At 70.3% G+C, this 24,879-nt stretch carries 20 protein-coding genes; 7 read left to right on the top strand and 13 right to left on the bottom strand.

Going from position 1 to position 24,879, the window contains the following annotated elements:
• Position 1: 1 nt before the first annotated feature.
• The 5 genes from ACAH41_RS00600 to ACAH41_RS00580 form a co-directional block, all read right to left on the bottom strand.
• Positions 2 to 2,092: a PAS domain S-box protein gene (locus ACAH41_RS00600; protein ID WP_325652251.1), complete on the bottom strand. Its 2,091-nt coding sequence runs from the start codon at positions 2,090 to 2,092 to the stop codon at positions 2 to 4.
• A gap of 5 nt (positions 2,093 to 2,097) precedes the next feature.
• Positions 2,098 to 2,859 (bottom strand): response regulator transcription factor, encoded by a 762-nt coding sequence (locus ACAH41_RS00595; RefSeq protein ID WP_325652249.1) that lies wholly within the window; start codon positions 2,857 to 2,859, stop codon positions 2,098 to 2,100.
• A gap of 42 nt (positions 2,860 to 2,901) precedes the next feature.
• Positions 2,902 to 4,338, bottom strand: a complete 1,437-nt coding sequence (locus tag ACAH41_RS00590; protein ID WP_325652248.1) for a hypothetical protein — start codon at positions 4,336 to 4,338, stop codon at positions 2,902 to 2,904.
• Positions 4,339 to 4,387: 49 nt separating this feature from the next.
• Positions 4,388 to 5,125, bottom strand: coding sequence for an alpha/beta hydrolase (locus ACAH41_RS00585; RefSeq protein ID WP_325652247.1), 738 nt, complete (start codon positions 5,123 to 5,125; stop codon positions 4,388 to 4,390).
• A 211-nt stretch (positions 5,126 to 5,336) separates the two neighbouring features.
• Positions 5,337 to 8,192: a winged helix-turn-helix domain-containing protein gene (locus tag ACAH41_RS00580; protein WP_325652246.1), complete on the bottom strand. Its 2,856-nt coding sequence runs from the start codon at positions 8,190 to 8,192 to the stop codon at positions 5,337 to 5,339.
• 182 nt (positions 8,193 to 8,374) lie between these two features.
• On the opposite strand from ACAH41_RS00580, the gene ACAH41_RS00575 reads away from it, so the two are divergent.
• The 4 genes from ACAH41_RS00575 to ACAH41_RS00560 all read left to right on the top strand — a co-directional run bounded on the left by ACAH41_RS00575 (position 8,375) and on the right by ACAH41_RS00560 (position 13,254).
• The gene (locus ACAH41_RS00575; RefSeq protein WP_325652244.1) at positions 8,375 to 9,658 is read left to right on the top strand and encodes an MFS transporter; all 1,284 of its coding nucleotides are present in this window, start codon (positions 8,375 to 8,377) and stop codon (positions 9,656 to 9,658) included.
• Between the two features lie 68 nt (positions 9,659 to 9,726).
• On the top strand, positions 9,727 to 11,265 hold the full coding sequence (locus ACAH41_RS00570; RefSeq protein ID WP_325652243.1) for a carotenoid oxygenase family protein: 1,539 nt from the start codon (positions 9,727 to 9,729) through the stop codon (positions 11,263 to 11,265).
• 4 nt (positions 11,266 to 11,269) lie between these two features.
• Positions 11,270 to 12,418 (top strand): SMP-30/gluconolactonase/LRE family protein, encoded by a 1,149-nt coding sequence (locus tag ACAH41_RS00565; RefSeq protein ID WP_325652242.1) that lies wholly within the window; start codon positions 11,270 to 11,272, stop codon positions 12,416 to 12,418.
• A 47-nt stretch (positions 12,419 to 12,465) separates the two neighbouring features.
• Positions 12,466 to 13,254: a response regulator transcription factor gene (locus ACAH41_RS00560; protein WP_325652241.1), complete on the top strand. Its 789-nt coding sequence runs from the start codon at positions 12,466 to 12,468 to the stop codon at positions 13,252 to 13,254.
• Here ACAH41_RS00560 and ACAH41_RS00555 read toward each other — a convergent pair.
• Together ACAH41_RS00555 and ACAH41_RS00550 are read right to left on the bottom strand one after the other, a co-directional pair.
• The gene (locus ACAH41_RS00555) at positions 13,191 to 14,438 is read right to left on the bottom strand and encodes an MFS transporter (protein ID WP_325652240.1); all 1,248 of its coding nucleotides are present in this window, start codon (positions 14,436 to 14,438) and stop codon (positions 13,191 to 13,193) included. The two genes, ACAH41_RS00560 and ACAH41_RS00555, sit on opposite strands and share 64 nt — an antisense overlap.
• A 296-nt stretch (positions 14,439 to 14,734) precedes the next feature.
• Positions 14,735 to 15,190, bottom strand: a complete 456-nt coding sequence (locus tag ACAH41_RS00550) for a hypothetical protein (RefSeq protein ID WP_325652239.1) — start codon at positions 15,188 to 15,190, stop codon at positions 14,735 to 14,737.
• Between the two features lie 208 nt (positions 15,191 to 15,398).
• Here ACAH41_RS00550 and ACAH41_RS00545 point away from each other — a divergent pair, with 208 nt between their 5' ends.
• Together ACAH41_RS00545 and ACAH41_RS00540 are read left to right on the top strand one after the other, a co-directional pair.
• Positions 15,399 to 15,917 carry a DUF6622 family protein gene (locus ACAH41_RS00545; protein WP_370538119.1) on the top strand — a complete coding sequence of 173 codons (519 nt, stop codon included), beginning with the start codon at positions 15,399 to 15,401 and terminating at the stop codon, positions 15,915 to 15,917.
• Between the two features lie 154 nt (positions 15,918 to 16,071).
• Positions 16,072 to 16,479, top strand: coding sequence for a hypothetical protein (locus tag ACAH41_RS00540; protein WP_325652237.1), 408 nt, complete (start codon positions 16,072 to 16,074; stop codon positions 16,477 to 16,479).
• 32 nt (positions 16,480 to 16,511) lie between these two features.
• Here the strand turns inward: ACAH41_RS00540 and ACAH41_RS00535 are convergent, their stop codons facing one another.
• Positions 16,512 to 18,575 (bottom strand): NAD(+) synthase, encoded by a 2,064-nt coding sequence (locus ACAH41_RS00535; RefSeq protein ID WP_370538118.1) that lies wholly within the window; start codon positions 18,573 to 18,575, stop codon positions 16,512 to 16,514.
• A 140-nt stretch (positions 18,576 to 18,715) separates the two neighbouring features.
• On the opposite strand from ACAH41_RS00535, the gene ACAH41_RS00530 reads away from it, so the two are divergent.
• A complete protein-coding gene (locus ACAH41_RS00530; RefSeq protein ID WP_325650073.1) occupies positions 18,716 to 19,150 on the top strand; it encodes a DUF427 domain-containing protein in 435 nt (144 codons plus the stop codon).
• 10 nt (positions 19,151 to 19,160) lie between these two features.
• Here the strand turns inward: ACAH41_RS00530 and ACAH41_RS00525 are convergent, their stop codons facing one another.
• From ACAH41_RS00525 to ACAH41_RS00505, 5 genes are all read right to left on the bottom strand, one after another.
• A complete protein-coding gene (locus ACAH41_RS00525) occupies positions 19,161 to 20,570 on the bottom strand; it encodes a class II fumarate hydratase (protein WP_325650071.1) in 1,410 nt (469 codons plus the stop codon).
• A 264-nt stretch (positions 20,571 to 20,834) separates the two neighbouring features.
• On the bottom strand, positions 20,835 to 21,722 hold the full coding sequence (locus tag ACAH41_RS00520; protein ID WP_325650069.1) for an ATP-binding cassette domain-containing protein: 888 nt from the start codon (positions 21,720 to 21,722) through the stop codon (positions 20,835 to 20,837).
• An 11-nt stretch (positions 21,723 to 21,733) separates the two neighbouring features.
• The gene (locus ACAH41_RS00515; protein WP_325650067.1) at positions 21,734 to 22,837 is read right to left on the bottom strand and encodes an iron ABC transporter permease; all 1,104 of its coding nucleotides are present in this window, start codon (positions 22,835 to 22,837) and stop codon (positions 21,734 to 21,736) included.
• Complete coding sequence (locus tag ACAH41_RS00510; RefSeq protein WP_325650065.1) at positions 22,834 to 23,751, bottom strand: ABC transporter substrate-binding protein; 918 nt, start codon at positions 23,749 to 23,751, stop codon at positions 22,834 to 22,836. The genes ACAH41_RS00515 and ACAH41_RS00510 overlap by 4 nt, the downstream gene beginning before the upstream one ends.
• Positions 23,739 to 24,875, bottom strand: a complete 1,137-nt coding sequence (locus ACAH41_RS00505) for a ChuX/HutX family heme-like substrate-binding protein (protein WP_325650063.1) — start codon at positions 24,873 to 24,875, stop codon at positions 23,739 to 23,741. Before ACAH41_RS00505 ends, ACAH41_RS00510 begins: the two co-directional genes overlap by 13 nt.
• Between the last annotated feature and the right edge of the window lie 4 nt (positions 24,876 to 24,879).

Below are 24,879 nucleotides of genomic sequence, written 5' to 3'. Positions count from 1 at the left end.
TTCAAGCCTTGTCGACCACCCGCGCCAGCGCCTGCGCCAGTTCGCTGCGGCTGTAGGGCTTGCGCAGCAGTTCCCAGTCCGGCGGCGAGTCGCGGTCGGCTTCCAGCAGTTCGGCCGAGAAGCCGGACATCAGCAGCACGGCCAGCCGCGGCCAGCGCTCCCGGGCCCGCGTGGCCAGCTGGGTGCCGCGCATGCCGGCGCCCAGCGCGATGTCGCTGAGCAGCACGTCGAAGCTTGCTTCAGGCGCGTCCAGCAGTGGCCAGGCCGCTTCGCCGCTGGCCACTGGCGTGGCCTCGCAGCCCAGTGCGACGAGGAACTGCCGCACCACCTCGCGCACCTCGGGGTCGTCTTCCACCAGCAGCACCCGCAGGCCCGGCGGCAGCGCTTCGGCCGGCGCCACCTGCCCGGTGGCGGCGGGCCGCGACTCGGCCACCGAAGGAATGTAGAGCGTGATGCAGGTGCCGCGGCCCGGCGCGCTGTCCAGCGTGATGGCGCCCCTGGATTGCTTGATGAAACCGTACACCGTGCTCAGCCCCAGCCCGGTGCCACGGCCGGCCTCCTTGGTCGTGAAAAAAGGCTCGAAGGCGCGCTCCTTGACCTCTTCGGACATGCCGCTGCCGGTGTCGCGGATGGCAATCGCCACAAAGCCGCGCTCGGCCTGGGCCGGGTCTTCCAGTTCGCTGCACAAGGCTTCGGGCAGGCTGGCGTGCGGCGTGGCTGCAAAGCGCAGCGTGCCGCCTTCGGGCATCGCGTCGCGTGCGTTGATGGCAATGTTCAGCAGCGTGGATTCGAGCTGCCCCGGGTCGGCCAGCACCGGCGGCAATTCGGCCAGCGGTTCGACGGCAATCTGGATGCGCTGGTCCAGCGTGCGGCGCAGCATGCCGGCCAGCGAGAGCAGCAGCTGGCCCACGTCCACCGCGCTGGGCTGCAGCACCTGGCGGCGTGAGAAGGCCAGCAGCTTGCCGGTCAGCTCGGCGCCGCGGCGGCTGGCCCGGGTGGCCGCGTCCACCAGCTGCAGCGCGTGCGGGTCGGCAGCCAGCGTCGGCAATTCCTCCAGCACCTGCAGGTTGCCCTGGATAACCGTCAGCAGGTTGTTGAAGTCGTGCGCAATGCCACCGGTCAACTGGCCCACGCTTTCCAGCCGCTGCGCATGGTTCAGCGCCTCTTCGGACTCGGCCCGCTGCAGGCTGGTGGTCAGCAGGTTGGCCAGTGATTCGAGGAAGCGTTGCTCATCTTCGCCGAAGCGTTGCGCCTCGCGCGAGCGCACCACGAGTGCGCCAATGGTGCGCCCGCGGTCGGACAAGGGCACGCCCAGCCCGCTGGTCAGCCCCGCCGCCAGGTAGGCGGGCGGCACCACGAAGCGCTGCTCGCGCCGGTAGTCGGCCACCGCCACCGGTTTGCCCTGGGCCAGCACGAAGGCCAGCGGGCTGTCGGGCAGGTTGGCCAGCTGAGAGCCGATGGGTTCCTCTGCCAGCGCGCCAAAGCCGCTCACCAGCCTGAAGTTCAGCCGGTCCGCCGTGAGCAGGTAGACCGAGGCCAGCTCGACCTGCAGCGCCTGTCCGGCAATCGCCGGCACCTGGTCCAGCAGCACCTGCGGGTCGCGTGCGTCCACCGCGGCGCGGCCGAGCTGCGCCAGGTGCTCGCTGTAGCGGGCGCGCTGCAAGGCCTGCTTCACCCGCGGGTAGCTGCCGATGTCGCGGATGGCGGCCACCACCAGCGGCTGGCCCTGGCTTTGCAGCGGGCTCAGCGCGATCTCGACCATCACCTCGCTGCCATCGCGCCGCTTGGCCACCAGGTCCATCTGCGTGCCCATCGGCCGGGTGCGCGGCCGGTGGGCATAGCCCTCGCGGTAGGCCGCATGCTGCGGGCGGATCGCGTCGGGCACCAGCACGTCCACGTTCAGGCCCACCAGCTGCTCGGGCGTGTAGCCCAGCAGCGTTGCCGCCGAGGGGTTGGCCAGCACGATGGTGCCGCTGGCGTCGGTGACGATCAGTGCGTCCGGGTAGGCCGCGAACAACGAGCGGAAGACCTCGCGTTCGTCCAGCCCGGGCGGCAGGCCGGCAGCGGGTGGGAGAGGGGGGGAGGTGTCCATGCCGCTCAGTCCCTGGTCACCGCCGCCACCAGGATGTAGCCCGCGCCGCGCACCGACTTGATGATCTGCGGGTCGTCCGCGTCGGCCTCCAGCTTCTTGCGCAGCCGGCCCACCTGCACGTCGATCGTGCGGTCGAACGGTGCCGCGCTGCGGCCCCGCGTCTGCTCCAGCAGGAAGTCGCGCGAGAGCACCCGGCCGGCGTGCAGCAGGAAGGTGCTCAGCAGGTCGAACTCACCGGTGGTCAGCGCGGTTTCCCGGCCTTGCGCGTCCAGCAGCCGGCGTGCCGCGGTGTCCAGCGACCAACCGGCAAAGCGCTGCAGGCTGGTCGCTGCGGCAGCAGCCGCGGGAGCAGATGGCGTGGCGGGCGCGGTGGCTTCGTCAGGGGCAATGCGCCGCAGCACGGCCTTGATGCGGGCCAGCAGTTCGCGCAGGTCGAAAGGCTTGGTGACGTAGTCGTCTGCACCCACCTCCAGGCCCACGACCTTGTCCACCGCATCCCCGCGGCCGGTCACGATCACCAGCCCGCAGCGCCAGTGCTCCCGCAACTGGCGCGCGATGGAAAAGCCGTCTTCGCCGGGCAGGCCCAGGTCCAGCAGCACCAGCACCGGCGGGTCGCTCGCCATCAGCGCCATCAGCGCGCGGCCGCTGTGCAGCTGCGTGACCCGGTAGCCGCGGCCCTGCAGGTAGCTGGCCAGCAGCGCGGTGATGTCGGGCTCGTCATCGAGAACGGCCAGGTGCAAGGGGCTGACGGCGGCAGGAAGCGACATCCGGCCATCCTACGGGATGAATGCGGCAGATTCCCTCAACGCTCACGGCTTCACCGGGCAGCCACGCGCCTCGAACGCCGCCTTGCCCAGGTACGCCGCCACCGGGTAGTACTCGCCCAGCGTGGCCGCTTCGTCGCCCGGCTTCTGCGTGGCCCACAGGCTTTGCGTGAAGCCGGGCGAGGGCTTCATGTGGCGGTGGATCACATAGCCGCCGTGCGGGTTGTCCATGCCGTCGCCCACGCCCCAGGGCAGCCAGGCCACACCGCACTCGGCACGCGCGTTGGCCGGCCGGTTGGCGGGCGTGGAGACCACCAGCGTGTAGCGCTGGTTCGCGTCCTGCGGCACCTGCTCGTCCATCAGGCAGGCGTCCACCGCGCCGTCGTGGATCGAGCGGCCCTTGCAGAAGGACCAGTAGCGCAGGTCCACGTTGGCGTCCATCACCGGGTTGCCCTGCAGCGTGTGCGGCGTGCGCGGCGCCTTGCCCTGGATCACCAGCAGCTCGCCGTAGCGGTCGTCCACGTAGGCCGACATGTAGTAGTTGTCCAGCGTGCCGTAGAAACCGCTGCGGCGGGTCGCGTCCATGCGGCTGCGCGCTTCCTCGAACGGCGTGTTGATCAACACGCTGGCCATCGTCAGCAACGGGTTGTAGAAGCCGTTCCAGCGCGGCACCGGCTGGGCCGGGTGGTACGGCGCCTTGGCGCCCGGCACCGCGAACACCGCCTGGTTGCCCGCCTTGCTCGCCCGGAAATCCCGCACCGCCCGGTCCTTCACCACGTAGCCGCGGCACAGCGCGTTACCGTCCACCTGGCTGCCATCGGCCAGCGTCATCACCGGCCGCGGCAGCTTCGCGCCACCCAGCGGGCCCAGGCCCGCGTCCGGCGCATACACGCGCAGCCAGAGCTGGTAAGTCGGCTCGTCGGTCGGCACGAAAATCGTGTTGGCCGGCCGCGTGGCTTCGTCCACCCGCACGCCGGCCTGCAGCGACCGCGCCTGCACCGTGACCGTGAACTGCCGCGGCGTGGCCAGACGCTGCGCGCCGGGGCGGAACGGGTTGACGCTGCCGGCGTCCGGCGCGATCGCATCGTCCGCCAGGCCGTCCACTGGCTGACCCTGCGGGTTGTACGAGGCAAACGACATGTAGCGCGCCCGCGGGTATTCGCCCTTCAACACCAGCTTTGCCCCCGCCGGCAGCCGGAACTGCGAGATCCAGTAGGTGACCGCCAGGTCCGGGCTGAGGATGTTGAAGGTGCTGGGCGAGACGGTGCCGACCCAGAAGCAGTCCGTCAGGCCTTTGCCCGCCTGCACCCGGTCGATCTCGTCCGCGCTGAAGGGCACGACCTTGGGCGCGGCCTGGCGCAGCAGGTCCATCACGGCGGAGGCGGCCGGCGCGGCTGGCGCGGGGACCTGGGCCTGGCTGGCGGCGGCGCACCAGGCAAACAAGGCCAAAGGGCTGAGCCAACGCAGCGCTTGCCAGATCATGCGGATCTCCTTGCTTCAGGTGATCCGGCAAGTATCGATCAGGGGCCGATCAGGGCCGGTTCATCGCTGCCCGTTCGATCAGCGCCACGACCGCGGCCGGCTTCGATTCGAAGATGGCATGGCTGCCCCGCGCCTCGACCACCACCGCGCCGGCCCGCTTGGACATGCCGCGCTGCGCGTCGGGCGGGATCATGTGGTCCTCCTGCGCGACCAGGGACCAGCTGGGTTTGTCTCGCCAGGCGGCGGTGGTGACCTCACCGGCGAAGGCCGCGACGCCCCAGGGCACTTGTGCATTGGCCAGGAACTGCGCCCTGGGCGCCGGCAGGTCGGCACAAAAGGCGCTGGCGAAGCGCGCCTTGTCGATCCAGAGGAAGCCGTTGACTGGCGGCAGGATGGCCGGCGGCGGCGCGCCGGGCGACGGTTCGCCGATGAGCTTCTGCACCGACTCGCCCTTGTCCGGCATGAAGGCGGCGATGTAGACCAGCCGGGCGACCTTGGGGTCGTTGCCGGCCTCGGTTACGACGACACCGCCGTAGGAGTGGCCGACCAGCACCACCGGCCCGTCCTGGGCATCGAGCACCGCCTTGGTCGCCGCCACGTCGGCGGCCAGCGAGAGCGTGGGGTGCTGCACCACGCTGACCTTGTAGCCCTTGTCGCTCAGCAGCCGGTAGACCTGTTCCCAGCCGCCACCGTCGACAAACGCGCCGTGTACCAGCACGACGTTGCGGATGCGCTCGGCGGGCGCGGCCGCCTGGCTTTCGGGCATGACGCCCAGGGTCAGCGTCATGGCGCCCAGCAGAAACGGCAGGCTTCTGAAGGGAGAGCTTGGTGCAGTGGATCGCATCGGGGGTCCTCGGTGGTCAGAGTGGAGGGAGCCGAGCCAGTGTGCTGCGGCACAGCGCGGCACTTCATCCCTCGCAGCGGCCAAGCCGAACTGCCACCAAAGGCATTGATGCGCCGTGCGCCTGCTGGGTTGGCGAACCCAGGCGGCGGCCCGCTCAGGGCCGCGAGTCGATCAGCGCCCGTGCCCGCCGCAGGTCACCCGTGCCCAGGCCTTCGCTGAACTGCGCATGGGTCGAGGCCAGCAACGCCTCGGCCTGCGGGCTGCCGCCGCACTCGCGCCACAGCTCGACCAGGTCGCTCGCGGTCCTGAGCACCCAGGACAAGCCGCCCTGCTGTTGCGCCAGCTGGATGGATTGCGTGAAGCATTCGACCGCGCCGTCCCATCCCTGGCGGCCTTCGAGGCGAAGCATGTTGCCCTTGATGCGCAGCATCTCCGGCACGCCCACCACGTTGCCCTGGCTGCGGGCCAGGGCGAAGGCCTCTTCGAGCACCGCCAGCCCGGCCCCCAGGTCGCCCTGGCGCGCCAGCGCTTCTGCGTAGTTGGTCAGGTAGTTCGGGTAGCGCATGCGAAACCCTCGCCCGTGCAGGTCGGCCAGCGTCTCGCGGTAGCCGCTGAAGTCGAAGGCCTGGCCGGTGTCCAGGTTCAGGCGCCCGCGGACCATCCTGGCCATCATTTGCCAGACGGTCAGGCCGTGTTCCTCGGCATGGTTTTCGCCCAGTGCCAGGTAGCGGGCAACGGCTTCGTGGTCCCGCACATAGAGCGAGACGACCACCGAACCGTGGATCAGCGCGTAGCACAGCAGCACGGCATTGCAGGACGCTTCGGCCTCCTCGCGCTGCCGCCGCGACAGTTCCACCGCCTGGTCCGGCAGGCCCTGCAGCCACAGCAACGAGGCCAGGTTGCCGCGCGCGGACAGGCGCTGGCTGAGTTCCGAGCGGGCGGCACCGGAGCGCAGGTCCAGCGGCATCGGCCGGCTGATGATGGATTCGAAGCTGCGCCGGGAGGCCGAGAAGTCGGCCAGGTACCAGAACGCGGACCCGGCCTGGGCGTCGGCGTCCGCGCCGGCGCTGCCGTGCTGCAGGGTTTCCGCGATCGCGCGGATGCGTTCCGAGAGCGCCAGCACCGAGCGGGAGTCGCCGGACCAGAGCTCGTACTCGGACAGGCCGCGCAGGCACTCCAGCTGCAACTGCGAATCGTCAATCTCCTCGGCGATCGCCAGGCCCTGCGTCAGCGCGGCCTTCACCTCCACCAGTGGCCCGTGGGTGTGCAGCAGCGTGGCGCCCAGGTTCAGATGCAGGACCAGTTCGTCGCGCCGGCTGCGCGCCGCGTCGAAGCGGTGGCCGAGCAAACGCTCTACGGCCGACCGGCATTCCGCCACCAGCGACAGTTGCTTCCAGAACGGGATGGTGACCACGCCCAGGCGCACCGCCAGTCCGTCGTCGCCGGACGCTTCGAAGGCCCAGTCCAGCGCGGCGCGCAGGTCGTCGATCGCGGCGGCGTGGCGCTTGATCCAGTCAGCCGGGCTCAGGCGCACGCAGTCCTTGGCGGCGTGCTGGGCCAGCTGCAGGAAGTGCAGCGCATGCCGCCTGCGGGTGGCCGGCAGCTCGCCCGCGGCCAGCAGCTGTTGCGCCGCGTAGGCCCGCGTGGTGTCGAGCTGGCGGTAGCGCGCCTCCAGCTCGGCCACCTCGGCCACCAGCAAGGACTTGGCCACCAGGCTGGCCAGCGCGTCGCGCACCTCGGCTGGGCGCAGGCCATCGTCTGCCGCGACGACGCTGGCTGAGGCCAAGCCGAACACGCCCGCGAAGACCGACAGCCGCCGCATCACCTTGCGCTCGCTTTCCGCCAGCAGCTCGTAGCTCCAGTCGATGGTGGCCGTGAGCGTGCGGTGGCGTTCGGTGCCTGCGCGCCCCTGCAGCAGACTGATGCGGCCGTCCAGTTGGGCCAGCAGCTCGCGCACCCCGAAGGCGTCGATGCGGGTGGCCGCCAGCTCGATGGCCAACGCCAGGCCGTCCAGCCGGCGGCAAATGGCTGCCACCAACGGCGCGTCGGCATCGCTGAGCCGATAGCCGTCGAGCCGGTCGCTGGCACGGTCCACGAAAAGTTGTACGGCGGGGAAGGCCTGGGCCCGCTCGGCCTGGAGTCGAGGGCTGGCCGGTGGTACCTCCAGGCCCGGCAGGCGCAACACGCGCTCGCCGCCCAGCGCCAGCGGCTCGCGGCTGGTGGCGATGATCTTCAGGCCAGCCGAGGCCGATAGCAGGCGGTCGGCGCAGTCGGCCGCAGCGGCGATCAGGTGCTCGCAGCTGTCGAGCAACAGCAGCATGCGGCGGTGGCGCAGGAAGCCGCTCAACGCCGCCAGCATGTTCGGTGAATGGGCCGTCAGCCCGATGGCGGTGGCAATGGCATGGGGCACCAGTGCAGGGTCCTTCAGCGGCGCCAGCTCGACCAGGAACACACCATGCTCGAAGCGGTTCAGCACCCCCTCGGCGGCGGCCAGGGCCACCGTCGTCTTGCCAATGCCGCCGGCGCCCACGATGGAGATGAGACGTGAGTCCGCCAGCTTGTGCTGGATGGTCTCGATCGTTTCCGCCCGGCCCACGATGCGCGTGGTGGCAATCGGCAGGTTGTGTCGCCAGGTCTCGTCTTCCAGGCCCAGGCGGGGTTGGGCCAGCCCTTCGGACCGGACCCGGGCCACGAAGCGGTAGCCACGTCCGGCGTCTGTGGCGATGAACTGCACGTGGGGAGGGGTGTCACCCAGCAGGCGGCGCAATGACGCCATGTGCACCTTCAGGTTGCCTTCTTCGACGACCACCGTGGGCCAGGCCCGCTGCATCAACGCTCGCTTGTCGACCGTCTCGCCGGCGCTTTCAACCAGCGCGATCAGCAGGTCCAGGGCCCGCCCGCCCAGGCGCACCGGTGTGTCGCCGTCCAGCAATTGCCGCCGCTCGGGAAACAGCGCAAAGCGCCCGAATGCGTAGGAGCGGGAGGTCGGGTTGTCGAGATCGCCGGTCATGTCCTTCACCGATGCGAGGCCGCTGCGATGGTACAGAAAGCGGTGGTCCGAATGGCGCAGGGCCAGGTCTTCCCTTCCGGTGAGGCGCCAAGCCCCTGGTGCGGCTGGCGAGGCAACGGTAAATTGCACGAGCCGCCGTGCCAGCCCTCAAATTTTCTCGCCATCGGGAGCGCCAGGACGCCATGAGTTTCGATCCCTCCGCTCGCCGAAACGGGTGGGTGCTGCTGTTGCTGCTGCTGCTGGTCAATGTCTTCAATTTCGTTGACCGTCAGCTGCCCTACATCCTCGTCACCGCCATCCGCAGCGAACTCAAGCTGACCGACGCGCAGTTCGGCCTGATGGCCGGCCTGCCGTTTGCGCTGGTGTTCTCGTGCTGCGCGCTGCTGCTGGCGCGCCTCGCGGATCGCTACGGCGCGCGGCTGGTGCTGGTGGGCTCGCTGGCGGTCTGGAGCCTCGCCACCGCGCTGAGCGGGCTGGCGCAGGGCTTTTTTCATCTGATCGCGGCGAGGGCTTTCGTCGCGGCGGGGGAGTCGGGTTCCATGCCCGCCGCGCACGCGCTGATCGCACGGCTTTTTGCGGTGCAAGGCCGCGCGCTGGCCTATGCGGTGTTCTCGTTGGCCGTACCCATTGGCGGCACGCTGGGCCTGGTGCTGGGTGGCTGGATCAATGACACGCTGGGCTGGCGGCAGGCGTTTTTCGTCATCGGCCTGCCGGGTGTGCTGCTGGCGCTGCTGGCCTGGGTGGCCTTGCCCGCCACGCCGGCCGTGCGGCCGCCGGACCGGTCCGCCAGCAGCTTCGCCGCTGCATTGAGGCAGCTCTTCCGTTTGCGCTCGTATGCGCACACCACCGCGGCCTGCGTGCTGTTCGGCATTGCCTATTTCGCGATGACGGTGTTTGGGCCCGCCTTCCTGATGCGCGTGCACGGCCACACGGCCACGCAGGCCGGCCTGGCGCTGGGCATGGCCAGCGGCATTGGCGGCGTCATCGGCATCCTGGGCGGCGGCATCCTGGCGGACCACCTGGGCCGCAAGGACGCCCGCTGGCGCCAGCTGGTGCCAGCCATCGGCGTGGCCTTGTGCGCGCCGGCCGCGCTCGGCGCCTGGCTGTGCGAGCCCGTGGGCCTGGCGCTGCTGCTGCTGACCCTGGTGCACCTGCTGGGGCTGCTGTGCCATGCCCCAACCTGGGCCAACATCCAGTTGCTGGCGCCGGACGACATGCGGGCCACGGCCACCGCCGTGGTGCAGTTCTGCATTGTGCTGGTGGGCGCTTCGGTGGGACCGGCGGCCATCGGCTGGACGAGCGACCTGCTGGCGCCGAAGTTCGGCGCGGCGGCGCTGCGTTACGCGCTGTGCGGCGTGGCGGTCTTCATCGCCTGGTCGGCGCTGCACTTCCTGCTCGCCAGCCGGGCCATGGGGGCTGATCTGGCACGGGTTGAGCCCGCGGGCGCCGGTTCCGGAAAACCTTAACCACCCTTAACTTGGCAGCGGCGCTGGCACCGGGAGATGCTGGCGTCCTCCGCCGTTGGATGGATGCGATGGCATTGCCGCAGACGCAATGTGACCTGAAGTTTTCCAGCAGCCAGATGCTGGCCGGCACCGACGACGGCATTGATGGCTCTTCCCCCACAGGAGACTGGAACATGAGCGATATTTCATCCGAGCCCCGTTCGATCGAGACGCTGGCCCCGTTTCGCCATTCGCCCGAGCAGCACACCGCCATCCCGGCCCGCGTGCGCGGCGAAGTGCCGTCCTGGCTGCAGGGCGAAGTGCTGCGCACCTGCCCAGTGCTGTTCGACACCAGCGGCTGGCATGCGCAGCATTGGTTCGATGGCCTGGGCATGATCTACGCCTTCCGCATCCAGCCGCCGGCAGTGGACTTCCGCTCGCGCCTGCTGGACTCCGAAGCGGCGCGTGAGGCGTCGCTGGGCACAGCCGAGCTGGCGACCTTCGGCACGCCCAGCGAACGGGCGCTGTGGCGCCGGGTGCTCAAGCCGGTGCCACGCGCCAGCGACAACGCCAACGTCAACATCCTGAAGTTTGGCGATGACTTGGTGGCGCTCACCGAGAGCGACCGCCAGCACCTGATCGACCCCGAGACGCTGGCCTCGCTGGGCTACTTGGACTACGGGAATGACGCCCTGCATGGGGCAATGATGACGGCGCATCCGCACCTCGATTTCGAACGGAACCGCGTTGTGAACCTGGCGGTCCAGTTCGGCCGGCAGGTGACGGTGTCGGCCTATGCGCATGGCCCGGCTTCACGGAAGCGGGACGTGATCGGCACCTGGCGCACGAACCGCGTGCCCTACATCCATGCGTTCGGGCTCACGCCGCGGCATGTGATCCTGGTGGCGCACCCGTTCGCAGCCGCACCGCTGGACATGCCGTTCTCCAACCGGGCCTACATCGACCATTTCCAGTGGCGCCCGGAAGATGGCACGCGCCTGGTGCTGATCGACCGCGCGACCGGCGCGGTGCGCGAGCATGTCACCGAAGCCTTCTTTGCCTTCCACACCGTCAACGCCTACGAGCACGAGGGCGACACGGTGCTGGACCTGCTGGCCTACCCGGATGCCGACATCGTGCGCGAACTGCGCGTGGACCACATGCTGGCGCGGCTGCCCGAGCTGAGGCCTGCTTTGACACGGATCGTGATGACGCCGGGCGTCGAGCGGGCGCGCAGCGAGCCGCTGAGCAGCGTGGGCTTCGAGTTTCCGGCGACGAACCAGCGGCGCGTCAGCGGGCAGGCCTATCGCTTCGCCTGGGGCGCGTCCAATGGCGCACAGCCGGGTGGCAGCTACGGCTCGGCCATCGTCAAGGCGGACCTGCAGCGCGGCGAGACCCGCACGTTCAGCCACGACACGCACATCTTCGGCGAGCCGCTGTTTGTCGCGCGGCCGCAAGGCGATGGCGAAGACGATGGCGTGCTGCTCAGCGTGGGCGCGGCGCAGGACGAGGCCTCGTCCATGCTGGCCATCATCGATGCGAAGACGCTGGCGCTGCTCGCCAGTGCCGAGGTGCCCAGCCTGATCCCGCTGGGTTTCCACGGCTCCTTCCAGCGCAGCGGCGGGTAAGGCCATGCGCACTCACCGCAAGGTCACCCTGTGTTCCAGGCGCGCCGCCTGGATCGCCTGGGGCAGCGTCACCGTGGTGGCTGCAGCCACCGCCTACCTCTGCGCCTGGCCTGTGCCGATCAAGCCGGTGGCCTGGCAGGTCTCGCCACCGACAGGCTTCAGCGGCCCGTTTGCCGCCAACACCCGGCTGGCGAACCTGCGCCAGATCGACATCGACGCCGAGTCAGGCCCGGAGCACATCGCGCTGGGGCCGGACGGCAGGCTCTACGCTGCAATGGACGGCGGCAAGCTGCTGCGCATGGCGCCGGACGGCGCGGGCCAGCAGGTCTTCGCGAACACCGGCGGCCGCGTGCTCGGCTTCGACTTCGACGCCCAGGGCCGCATGATCGCGGCCGACGCGATGAAGGGCCTGCTGGCCATCACGCCCGACGGGCAGGTGAAGCAGCTCGCCAACAGCGTCGACCACCTGGGCGCTGTCGATCCGATCCGCTATGCCAACGCGGTGCTGGTCGCGCCGGACGGCACCATCTACTTCACCGATGCGTCCGGCCGTTTTGCGCCCGCCGAGTGGGGTGGCACGCTGGAGGCCAGCGTGCTGGACATCCTGGAGCAGGCCGCCACCGGCCGCGTGCTGGCGCATGACCCGGCCTCCGGCCGCACGCGCGTCGTGGCCCGCGGCTTCTCGTTCGCCAACGGGCTGGCCCTGTCGTCGGACGGGCAGTCGCTGTTCGTCTCCGAGACCGGCCGCTACCGGATCTGGCGCGTCGCCAGCGCCGCGCAGGCGCTGGACGTGGGCGTGCCATCCCCGCAGGCCATGGTCTTGCTGGACAACCTGCCGGGCTACCCCGACAACCTGGTGCGCGGGCGTGACGGACGCATCTGGGTCGGCCTGTTCAAGCCCCGCAATCCGGCGGCCGACGGGCTGGCCGACAAGCCTTTCCTGCGCAAAGTGCTGCTGCGCCTGCCGCGCTTCCTGTTGCCGCTGGGCGAGCCCTATGGGCATGTGTTCGCCTTCGATGAAGGCGGGCGCATCACCGAAGACCTGCAGGACCCGGGCGGTGCCTATCCCGAGACCACCGGCGCCACCGAAACCGCCGGCCGGCTCTACATCCACAGCCTGCATGCCCGGACGATCGGCTGGCTGCCGCGATGAAGCCGCCACGCATCCCGCCATCCCCGCTGAACCCGTGAGGAGCCCACATGAACACGCTGGAACAGGTCAGAGACGACTCACTCGATGCCTCGCCACGAGGCTGCGAGCCACATGTTGGCGCGACCGCGCGAACGATCCAGGTGCTGATCTGTCACGGCAGCCCGCTGGTGCGGGCCGGGCTGATGGCGATGCTGGCGCCGCATGCGGACCTGCGCTGCAGCCTGGGCGAAGACAGGCCCGGCGGCCGCGGCGCGAATGCCACGCCGGATGTGGTGGTGGCCGACCATTCACGCGGCATCGAGTGGGTCCGGTTCGCCGGTCGGCCGGCCCGGCTTCACGCGCCGCCCCAGGTGCTGGTCGTCACCGACTCGGACCGCGAGTGCGACATCCGCGCCGCGCTGTCTGCCGGCGTGCAGGGCTATCTGCTGATCGACGACTCCCCGGAGCTGTTGGTCACTGCCATCCACAGCGTGCGGCCCGGTCAGCGCGTGCTGAGCGCCAAGGTGGCCTCCAAGCTCGCCGAAAACGTGGCCGCGGAAGCCTTGACGCGGCGCGAGCAGGCGGTGCTGGGCCTGGTGATCGAAGGACTGTGCAACAAGTCCATCGCCAACCGCCTGGGCATCACCTCGGGCACGGTCAAGTCCCACCTGCGCTCGGCCTTCGGCAAGCTGGGGGCCACCAGCCGCACCCAGGCGATTGCCATCGCCCATCGTCGCGGCCTGTTGCAGCAGGCCGCACCGCCCGCTGCTGCTCATGAGTCGCTGCTCGCCGCTCAGGCGAACTCGGCCTGGCGAGTGTCGGGCCGGGGCGAGGCACCCGGCCGCGTCACCCAATAGACCACCAGCCCCGCCAAGGTCAGCGCAAAGCCGGCCAGCGCGCAGGACAGCAGGCCATGCCCCGCGCTGACCAGCACGCCGCCGGCCCAGGCGCCGAGTGCGTTCGCGGTGTTCAGCGCGGCCAGGTTCATCGCGCCCATCAGCGTCGGTGCCTCTGGGGCTGCGCGGGTCAGCTGCACCTGGATGGTCGGGATGGCCAGCATGATGGTCGCCCCCACGCCGAACAGCGCCGGCATCAGCACCCAGACACTGTCGCCGCGCCAAGCCAGCACGGCCAGGACGGCCAGCGCCAGCCCGAAGCCAAGCACCAGGCCCAGCGATTCGAAGCGGTCCGCCAGCCGGCCGCCGACGAGGTTGCCCACCGTCATGCCAATGCCGAACACCGCCAGCGCAATGGGCACGAAGGATGCGTCCAGCCGGTTAGCGTCCACCACCAGCGGCCCGATGAAGGTGTACACCGCGAAGATGCTGGCCACGCCCAGCGCGGCCACGCCCATCAGCGTCCACACCTTGCGCTTGCGCAGCGCCACCAGTTCCTGGCCCACCGGCCCACCGCGCAGTTCGTCGGTGCGTGGCACCCAGGCCCACAAGGCCAGCCATGACAGCACGCCCGCGCCCGACACGGCCAGGTAGGTTTGCCGCCAGCCCAGCTGTTGCCCCAGAAAGGTGGCCAGCGGTGAGCCGAAGATGGTCGCCACCGTCAAGCCCATCATCACCAGCGCAAACGCCTTGCCGCCCTGGTCCCTGCCCACGAAGTGCGACGCCACAACGGCCCCGGCGCCGAAGTAGGCGCCTTGCGGAATGCCGCTGATGAAACGCGCCGCCACCAGCGCCGCCATGTTGGGCGCCACTGCGGAGAGCACATTGCCCAGCACGAAGAGCGCCATCAAGGCCTGCAGCAGGCTGCGGCGGTTCAGCCGCGCCGCCGCCAGCGTCACCGCCGGCCCCCCGATCACCACGCCAACGGCATAGGCCGCAATCGCATAGGTGGCCGTGGCAAGGTCCACCCCCAGGCCCGCGGAGAACAACTGCAGGATGCCCATGCTGGCGAACTCTGAGGTGCCGATGCAGAAGCTGCCCAACGCCAGCGCGAGCAGCGCCAGGTTGTGCCGCCAACGCGCCAGCGCCGCATGGGCATGGCATTCACAGGCCGCGCATTGCGCACCATAGGCTTTCTCTAGCATCTCGCTTCTCCATCAAGAGGGCAGGTGGGAGTGACTGCCGGGCCAGGTCGGGCCCTGGGCAGAGGCACTTGCGCAACGAGATTCTTGGGAGCGGCGGCCCAGGTCACATCGCCTGCAAGGCCCAGGCTGCTTTGCGCCAGACGGCGCAGGTTGGTTTGTGGGGCGAGATCGAGGGCCGGAGAGGTGCGCCTGGGCGGGATGTTGGCGTTGTGATGCCCGTCCGGAAGGCGGCCGCCTGCGGCGCAACACCGGCCAACGACAGTTGATTCCTGATCGACACGGCGTGCTCGACGACCTCACCCCAACGCCGGCCAGAAGTTCTCTTTGACCTGCACCGTTTTCGGAATCACCTTCAGCTCGAAGAACGCGTCCGCCACGGCCTGCTGCGAAGCGGCGATGGCGGCGTTGGTTGGCGCCGTGCCGTAGTGCTGCCGCTGCTGCAGCTTCAAGGCCGGCGTCTCGTCCAGGCCCAGCAGTGGCGCGAGGATGTGCGCCGCTTCGGCCTGGTGGCTGTTGGCCCAGGCGCCGGTTTCGGCGATCCAGCCGACGAGGGCGCGCACGATGGCCGGGTTCGCCTGGGCGAAGTCGCGGCGGGCCTCGTAGAAGCTCCAGGGGGTGCCGGTGTCCAGCCCGGGGGCGCTGAGCAGGCGGGCCTGGGTGGCGGACCGGGCGATGGTGAGGTACGGGTCCCAGACGATCCAGGCGTCGATGGATCCGCCCTGGAAGGCGGCGATGCCCAGCCTCAGCACCATCCGCCCCCCGGCGCGGCAGATCGGCGAGCTGGTGGCGCGGGAAGCGCCTGAGGTGGCTGCATTTCGCGCCGGCGGGCCGCATTTGGCGACCGTCCGCGGTGGCTCGTCGCAAGCCGCTGTTGGCAAGAGGCGGGCATGGGCACAGTGCGGTCATCGCGATGCATGGCATCCGAATCGAATCCCAATGCCCACCCTCAAGGAACCCACCATGCTGATGCAAATCGTCTCTCACACCCCCACGTGGGTCTTCGCACTGTTCGCCGGCTTGCTGTGGCTGGGCGGCAGGCAGATGATGGCGCGCCGCATGAAACTTTCGCGCATCACGCTGGTGGCGCTGCTGATGACCGGGCTGTCGGTGGCCGGCGTGTGGTCGGCCTTTCATGCCACGCCGGTGGCGCTGCTGGCCTGGGCGCTGGCGGCGGCGCTCGCGACAGCGCTGGTAGTGCGCCGGCCGCTGCCGCAAGGCCTGCGCTACGACACGGCCAGCCGCGAGTGCCTGGTGCCTGGCAGCGCCGTGCCGCTGATGCTGATGATGGGCATCTTCGTGACCAAGTATGTCGTGGGCGTGCTGGTGGCGATGCAGCCGGCGATGGCACAGCAGCTCGGCTTTGCGTCGGCCATGTCGGCGGCGTATGGTGTGTTCAGCGGCGTGTTTGTCGGCCGTGCAATGCGCTTGTGGCAACTGGCATTGCGCATGAACCGGGAAACCGGTCTGCAGGCCGCCTGAGCGCTGTGTAAACCGCGGGTGAAGCGCATGTGAAGCACCCGGCAAGATGCTGAAGGCATGGGCCTACAGCGCCATCCGCGCTCGTCCGATGTGAGCAAGACCTCGAACGTGGGAGTCTTCATCTATGGCATCACTGCCAAAGAAGGAGATCAAGATGTTGAAAGCTTCCATCATTGCCTTGTCGCTTGCAGCTCCGTTCGCCGCGGCGCTGCCGACCCAGGCGTCGGCGGCTGTGGACTTGGTGGTGCGGATTGCGCCGCCCGCACCGCGTTACGAGGTCGTGCCGCCGCCACGCCCCGGTTACCTGTGGACCCCTGGCTACTGGAGCTACCGCGGCAACCAGCACTACTGGGTGGCCGGCACCTGGGTCCGCGAACGGCCGGGCTATGTGTACAACCATCCGACCTGGGTTCAGCGCAACGGCGAATGGCACCTGACAGCCGGCTACTGGGCCAGGCATGACCGTGACCGCGACGGCGTGCCGAATTCCCGCGATCGAGACCGCGACGGCGACCACGTGCCCAATTGGGCTGACCGCCACCCGAACGTGCCGGGTCGCTGAATCCGCTCCGCTGCCCTTGCCTCGCTCGCCGGCTATTCCTGCGGCACTTTTTCCAGTTCGGCCAACCAGGCGGCGGCGGTCGCATCGCTCGGTGCTCGCCAGTCGCCGCGGGGCGAGAGGGAGCCGCCGGAACCGACCTTGGGCGCGTTCGGCACGCAGCTGCGCTTGAACTGGCTGGTGGTGAAGAAGCGGTGCAGGAAGGTGCGCAGGTGCTGGCGGATGGCCGGCAGCACGTAGGCGGTGCGGGCCACGTCCGGGCCTTCTGGCCATTGACCCGCGGCCTCGTCGTGCCAGGCGCTCCAGGCCAGGTAGGCCACCTTGGATGGCGCGAAGCCGTGGCGCAGGATGTAGAACAGGAAAAAGTCGTGCAGTGCGTAAGGGCCGATGCTGGCTTCGGTGCTTTGCGCCGGCTGGCTGCCAACGCTGGCGGCGGCATCGGCCGGGATCAGCTCGGGGCTGACCTCGGTGTCCAGCACGTCGTGCAGCACCTGGCTGCCGGCCGGGCCGATCTGGCCCGAGTCCGCCACCCAGCGCACCAGGTGCTTGATCAGCGTCTTGGGCACGCTGGCGTTGACGTTGTAGTGGGACATGTGGTCGCCCACGCCGTAGGTGCACCAGCCCAGCGCCAGCTCGCTCAGGTCGCCGGTGCCGACCACCATGCCGCCGTGCTGGTTGGCCAGGCGGAACAGGTGGCTGGTGCGCTCGCCGGCCTGCACGTTCTCGAAGCTGATGTCGTAGACCTTCTCGCCCCGCGCGTACGGGTGGCCGATGTCGCGCAGCATCTGCTCGCAACTGGGCCGGATGTCGATCTGCTCGGCCTGGCAGCCGATGGCCGCCATCAGCCGCAGCGCCTGGTCCAGCGTGCGGCCGCTGGTGGCGAAACCGGGCATGGTGTAGGCCAGGATGTCGCTGCGCGGGCGGCCCAGCAGGTCCATCGCGCGGGCGCAGACCAGCAGCGCCTGGGTCGAATCCAGCCCGCCGGAGATGCCGATGACCAGCTTGCCGATGCCGCTGGAGGCAATGCGCTGCGCCAGGCCCTGGACCTGGATGTCGTAGACCTCCTGGCAGCGCTCGTCGCGCCGCGAGGCGTCTGCCGGCACATACGGGAAACGTTCGACACGGCGGCGCAGCGGGCCGGTCAGCGCGCTGGTGCCGACCTGGAACGGCACGCGGCGGAAGTGGTTGATCTGCTGGCGCAGCTGAGCCGTCTGGTGGCCAAACGAGTTCTGGCGCTGGCGCTCGTTGGCAATGCGTTCCAGGTCCACGTCGGCGCTGATCCAGTGCGAATCGGTCAGGAAACGCTCCGACTCCTTCAGCAGCTCGCCGCATTCGGAAATGAGCGACTGGCCGTCCCAGGCCAGGTCGGTGGTGGACTCTCCGGTGCCAGCCGAGCTGTAGAGGTAGGCTGCCTGGCAACGCGCTGCCTGCTGCATGACCAGCGCGCGCCGGTAGCCGGCCTTGCCGATGGTCACGTTGGAGGCCGACAAATTGGCCAGCACCGTGGCGCCCGCCAGCGCTGCATGGCTGGACGGCGGGATGGGCACCCACAGGTCCTCGCAGATCTCCACGTGCAGCTGCAGCAACGGCTGGTCGGTGGCGGCGAACAGCAGGTCATTGCCAAACGGCACGCGCTGCGGGCCGATCGTCACCTCAGTGCTTTGCGCATTGGCCGCCGGGTTGAACTGGCGCGCCTCGTAAAACTCGCCGTAGTTCGGCAAATATGTCTTCGGCACGATGCCCAGGACCTGGCCGCGCTGCAGCACCGCGGCGCAGTTGAACAGGCTGTGGTCCACCCGCAGCGGCAGGCCCACCAAGGCCAGCGTGTCCAGCCCCTGCGTGGCCTCGGCCACGCGCAGCAGCGCGGCTTCGGCGGCGCGCTGCAGGGCCTGCTGGTGGAACAGGTCGTCGCAGCTGTAGCCGGTGAGGCCCAGCTCGTGGAAGACGACGAGCGAGGCGCCTTCGGCCGCGGCGGCCTGGTAGAGCGCGATGGTCTGCTCGGCGTTGAAGGCGGGGTCGGCCACGCGATTGCGCGGAACGGCCACCGCCACGCGGGTGAAACCGTGGTTGGCCGGGTTGCGGAAGGTCGTGGCGTCCAAGGGTCAGCTCCTGTGCATTGCCCGAGAGGCTACCGCATTGCGGGCCGTGCCTGCGGCGGCACGCGGATTGCCACACAGGGCATCCAGCTCGGCCCGTTTGGACAGCTGACGGCTTCAACATGGACCGACAGGAGACCCTCATGAACCCCTCTCCAGGACACAAGGAACACCCGGACCACCAAGTGCGCGAGCGGCACCTGAGGCAGCGCATGGTGGTGGAGTGGCATGGCCAGACGCTGGCTGATTCGAGCGACGTGATCGAGGTCGACGAAGACAAGAGCCCGCCGCGTTACTACTTCCCGCGCAGCGATGTGAAGGCCGCGATGCTGACGCGCACGCAGACCACTTCGCACTGCCCGTTCAAGGGCGACGCGAGCTACTACGCGCTGCACTCGGGCGACCAGACGCTGCCCGACGTGGTCTGGAGTTACGAGGCGCCGTACGACGAGCACCTCGCGCTGAAGGACCGCCTGGCCTTCTGGGTCGAGAAGATCGACGGGCTGCAGATCAAGAAGCTGGCCGCCAGCGAACTGGCCGCCGGCCAGGTGGCACGCAGCACCGCGCCGTCGGCCTGACCGTGCCGCGTCAGTCCTGGCCGGTCAAATGGGCGGAGTCCAGGAGCTTTTCGAGTTCGGCCCGCGGGATGTCGGTGTTCTCGGCCGCCACGTCGACGATGGGACGGTCCTCCTTGTAGGCCAGCTTGGCGATCTCGGCGGCCTTGGCGTAGCCGATGATCGGGTTCAGCGCCGTCACGAGGATCGGGTTGCGCGACAGCGCCTGCTTGAGCCGCTGTTCGTTGACGCGGAAGCTGGCGATGGCCTTGCCTGCCAGCTGGGGCATCACGCCGGCCAGCAGCGCAATGCTTTCCAGCAGGTTGCGGGCGACCAGCGGCAGCATCACGTTGAGCTCGAAGTTGCCGGACTGGCCGGCGATGGTCAGCGCGGCGTCGTTGCCGATGACCTGCGCGGCGACCATCGCGGTGGCTTCCGGGATCACCGGGTTGACCTTGCCCGGCATGATGGACGAGCCCGGCTGCAGCGCCTGCAGCTCGATCTCGCCCAGGCCGGCCAGCGGGCCGGAGTTCATCCAGCGCAGGTCGTTGGCAATCTTCATCAGCGCGACAGCCAGCGTCTTCAGCGCGCCGGAGGCGGCCACAGCCGTGTCCTGCGCGCCCATCAGCGCAAAGCGGTTCTCGCCGGGCGCAAAAGTCAGGCCGGCCAGGCCGGTCTGCCGGTTCAGCGCGCTGCAGCACAGCGCGGCGAACCGCGGATCGGCGTTCACGCCGGTGCCCACTGCGGTGCCGCCCAGCGCCAGCTTCTGCAGCAACGGCAGCACGCCTTGCAGCTGGCCCTGCGCCAGTGCGAGCTGCGCGGCCCAGCCTTCCAGCGCCTGGCTCAGGCGCACCGGCATGGCGTCCATCAAATGGGTGCGGCCGGTCTTGACGTGCGCATGCGTGGCCTGGGCCTTGTCCAGCGTGGTGCTGATCAGGCCTTGCAGCGCTGGCAGCAGCTTGTTCTGCAGGGCTTGCGCCGCGGCCACGTGGATGGTACTGGGCACCACGTCGTTGCTGCTCTGGCTGGCGTTGACATGGTCGTTGGCGCTGACTTTGTCGTTCAGCCGGCGCCCGGCCAGCGTGGCCAGCACTTCGTTGGCATTCATGTTCGAGCTGGTGCCCGAGCCGGTCTGGAAGATGTCGACCGGGAAGTGGCGCAGCAGGGCCTCGTCCGGCAGCGCCTGCAGTTCGGCCACGGCCGCCTGGATGGCCTGGGCCTGGGCCGCGCTGATGCCGCCCAGTTGCTGGTTGGCCTCGGCCGCGGCGGCCTTGATGGCCAGCAGCGCGTGCACAAACGCAGCCGGCATGGCCTGGCCGCTGATCGGGAAGTTCAGCACCGCGCGCTGGGTCTGCGCGCCATACAGCGCCTCGGCGGGCACCTGCATGGCGCCCATGGAATCGGATTCGGTGCGGAAGGCAGCGGCGGAAGAAGACGTGGTCATGCGAAGAAGCTCCGTCAGGAAAAGATGCGCGAAAGGCTTGGGGCCCACTCTACGGCGCAAGGCAGGCGCTTGTGGCGGCCCGCCGCAAAGGCTGGGTGGCGGGTGGGGGCGCTGCTTCGCTCTACACCGGCAGCGTGAACCAGACCACGGCCGCCACCCCGAGCACCAGCAGCAAGGCTGCCAGGTCGCGCAGGCGCTCGTACCGAAGCGGGAGGCGGCTGGGAAGGCGCGGGGAGTTCATGGGCGAGGCTCCGGTGGAAAGGTTCAAGCGACGCGGCGGCGCGCCAGCACGGCCAGGCGGCCGTCGTCGCCCGGCACGCAGCGCAGCTGGATGCCGTAGAGGCTTTCGAGCGGCGCCAGCACGCTGGCGTTCGGCGGCAGGTCGCCCATCAAACGGCCTTGCTGCAGCAGCCACAGGCGCTCGAAGCCGGCCAGGGCCTGGTTGATGTCGTGCAGCACGGCGACCAGCGCATGGCCTCGCGCCCGGCAGAAGGCCTGCATGGCGTCCAGCAGTTCGAACTGCAGCCCGGGATCCAATGAGGCCAGCGGTTCGTCCACCAGCAGCAGGCCGGCCTGCGTGTCCCACAGCTGGGCGAAGACACGCGCCAGCTGCACGCGCGCCTGCTCGCCGCCGGAGAGGGTGTCGAAGCGGCGCGTGGCCAGGTGGCCGGCCTGCGCCAGCGCCAGCGCTTGGGCGGTGATGGTGGCCAGCGCGGGGTCGTGGTCCAGCGCCACGCGGCCCAGGCCCACCACCAGCGCCACCGGCAGGCTGAAGGCCACCGCATGCGACTGCGGCAGGACCGCGCGGCGGCGGGCCAGCGCGGCGGGCGGCCAGCCGGCCAGCGTGCGCCCGTCGAAGCGCAACTCGCCTTGCTGCGGCGCCCGCTCGCCGGCCATCAGCTTCAGCAGCGTGCTTTTGCCGGCGCCGCTGGGACCGAGGATGGCGATGTGCTCGCCGGCCTGCAGCGCGAGGTCGAACGGGCCGATGCTGGCACCGCTGCGGCCAGGCTGGCGCAGTTGCACCTGGCGCAGCGCGAGCAGGGCGCTGCCGGGTGCCGCGGCGGACTGCGGCAGGTCGGCGATGCCCCAGGCTTCGCGGCATTCGGCGAAGGCGAAATCGGTCGGCAGGCGCTCGGCCCAGTCGGTCGTCATGTCGCGCGCCTTCAAACGCTGCCGCCTTGCTGGCGCACCGCGGCGCGCAGCATCAGCAGGAAGGCCGGGCCGCCGATCAGTGCGGTGAAGATGCCGACCGGGATCTCGGCCGGCGCCGCCAGCGTGCGCGCCAGCGTGTCGCCCAGCAGCAGCAGCGCGCCGCCCAGCAGCATCGAGAACGGCAGCTGGCGGCGCAGGTCCGCGCCGACGCAGGCGCGCGCCAGGTGCGGTGCCAGCAGGCCGAGGAAGCCGATCACGCCGCACCAGGCGACCGCCGCGCCGCAGCTCAGCGCGACCAGCAGCACGACCCAGCCGCGCAGCCGCGGCACCGCGATGCCGACGTGGCTGGCCGCCGCTTCGCCCAGCGCCAGCGCGTTGAGCGGCCGCGCCAGCCGGCGCGCGAATGGCACCAGCACGGCGAGCAGCACGGCCATGGTCGCCACCAGCGGCCAGCCGGCGCCGGCCAGCGAGCCCAGGGTCCAGAACGACAGGCTGCGCAGTTGCTCGTCGGTGGCGAGGTAGGTGGCCAGGCCGATCACCGCGGCGGTCACCGCGTTGATCGCCAGGCCGGTCAGCAGCAGGCCGGCGATGGCGCCGGGCGTGAGCCAGCGCGCCAGCCGGTCCAGCGCGAAGCAGACCAGCAGCGCGCCGCAGAAGGCCGCCGCTGGCAGCACCCACGGCCGCCATGCGGACGGCAGCGGCGCGGCGGCGCTGGCGAAGATGACCAGCGTGAGCGCTGCGGCGCAGGCGGCGCCGGTGGTCACGCCCAGCAGGCCGGGGTCGGCCAGCGGGTTGCGGAACAGCGCCTGCGTCAGCGATCCGGCCAGGGCCAAAGCAGCGCCGACCAGCAGCGCGAAGATCACGCGCGGCAGGCGGATCTGCCACAGCACATGTGCGCTGCCGCTCATCGCGTGGGCGCCGCCGTCGTCGTTCGTGGCGCGCCACGGTGCGGTCCAGTCGGCCGCGCTGATGGCAACCGGGCCGAACTGGGCGGCGAGCAGCGTGGCCGCCAACAGTGCGGCCAGTGTCGCCAGCAGCGGCCACGCGAACAGCGTGGCACTCGCAGCCGCTGGCGGGCGAGGGGCGGGGCCGCGGCGCAGCACGCTGAGCGTCATGCCGCGGTCTTGCCGGCCAGGGCTTCGGTGAACGCGGTGTCCAGCTGGCGCACGGCCTGCGGCAGGCGCGGGCCGAAGCCGAGCAGGAACTGCGCTTCGAGCGCGACCACGCGTTTGGCGCGGCCGGCCGGCGTTTCGGCCAGGCCTGGCAGGCGCAGCAGGCCGGGCACGCCGCCAGCGGCCTCCATGCCTTGCGTGGTGGCGAGGATCAGGTCCGGCTGCGCGGCAATCGCCGCTTCCGGCGTCAGCGGCTTGTAGCCGTTGAAGCCCTGGATCGCGTTGACCGCGCCGCCGTAGACCAGCATGGCCTGCGCCGCGGTTTCACCGCCGGCCACCATCACCTGGCTCACCGAATGAGACAGCACGAACAGCGCGCGCAGCGGCCGGCCCAGCTGCTGCTGGCGCTGCGCCAGGTGGCCGGCGACCTGCGCCTCGCTGGCGCGCCAGTCTTCGCGCAGCCTGGCGGCCAGCGCGGCGGCTTGGGCCTGCTTCTGCACCAGCTCGCCAACGCGGACCAGCCGGTCCAGCATGCCGTCGAAACGGTTGTGCGCCGGCAGCACCGCGAGCTGCACGCCGGCCGCAGCGATCTGCCGCAGCACGGCCGGCGGGCCGGCGTCTTCGGTCGCGAGCAGCACCGTGGGCGCCATCGCCAGCACGCCTTCGGCCGACAGCGTGCGCATGTAGCCGACGCTGGGCAGCTTGCGCGCGGCTTCGGGGTACAGCGAGGTCATGTCCACGGCGGCCAGCAGCTGCTCGGCGCCCAGGGCGTAGACCATTTCGGTGACCGCCCCGCCGGCCGCGACGATGCGCGGCTGGCTTGGTGCAGCCTGTGCCCAGGCCGGCAAGCCGAGCGCCGATGCACCAGCCAGCAGCTGCGCCAGCGCATCCCGGCGCGAAGGCATCAGGCTGCGCATGTTTCGCCCTCCGCCGCGAGGGATTCGGCCAGCGTGCGCCAGTCGGGCCGCTCGGGCTGGCCGGGCTTGCGCTCGCCGAACATCATCGCGATGGTTTCGCCGGCGGCGTCGAAGAACTCGACCGAGTGCACCGGGCCGTCGGTGGTCGGTTTCTTGACCAGCCAGGCACCGGCAATGTGGTCCTCGCGCAGGTGCAGGTTGAAGCCGGCGTCCAGGACGTTGAGCCACGGCCCCATGCGTTCCACGCGCTGCACCGGCCCGCTGTGGATCTGGATCACGCCGGCATTGCCGACGAAGACCATGATGGCCACCGATTGCGCCACCGCCTGCTGCAGCAGGGCATGCGCGCTGCCGGCCGGCAGCGGCAGCGCATGGCCGGCAGGCGCGAGCCGCAAGGCCTGCGTGCGTGCCAGTCCGTGGCGGCGCAGCAGGCCAAAGAACTCGTGGGTGTCCTTCAGTGCCAGCCACTCGGCCTGGAAAGCCGCCAGGTCCACATCGGCATCGGGCTTGGCCTCGGCCGGCGCAGCAGCGGGCCGGGCCTGGATGCCGGCCGGTTCGGCCGCAGCTGCCGGCGAGGCGAAGCGGTCGATGACCGCCTGCCAGGCCGTCAGGTCGGTGCCTGTGCGGGTGAAGACCTTGTGCACCGCGCCGCCTTGCGCGTCGAAGAACTGCAGGCTGCGCTGGACGCTGCCGTCGGCCAGCTGCTCGGCCACCGCGAAGCCGTGGACCCAGCGGCTGTAGAAGATGCGCAGGTCGATCTCGCGGCCCAGCACCAGCCCCATCTCGCCACCGGCCGGTCCGCTGGCGCTGGCCGGCGCGTAGACACCGGTCTTCTCGTGCACGCAGGAGGCGTTGCGCGTGAGCGCCATCAGCACGCCGGCCGGGGCCAGCGCGCCGATCAGCGCTGGCCATTCCGCCCGCAGCGGCGTGGCCTGCAACGGCGACTGGCCGGCCGGGAAAGCGCCGGCATGCGCGGCGATCAGCTCGCCTTCGGACACGCCCAGCGCCTCGGCAAGGTCGCGGTGGCGCGAGCGCGCGGCGCGGCGGCCCTCGGCGAACGCGATGCGCAGTGCTGCAAGCGACGGGGTGATGGTGGTGGTGGTGGTGGCGGGCGAAAGGCTCATCTTG

Origin of the sequence: Ideonella sp. (genome assembly GCF_041287625.1) — a bacterium.
In the GTDB taxonomy this organism is placed as follows: Bacteria; Pseudomonadota; Gammaproteobacteria; order Burkholderiales; family Burkholderiaceae_C; genus Ideonella.
Note: the sequence above shows the minus strand (reverse complement) of the source record. Positions and strands in the feature narration are given on the sequence as shown.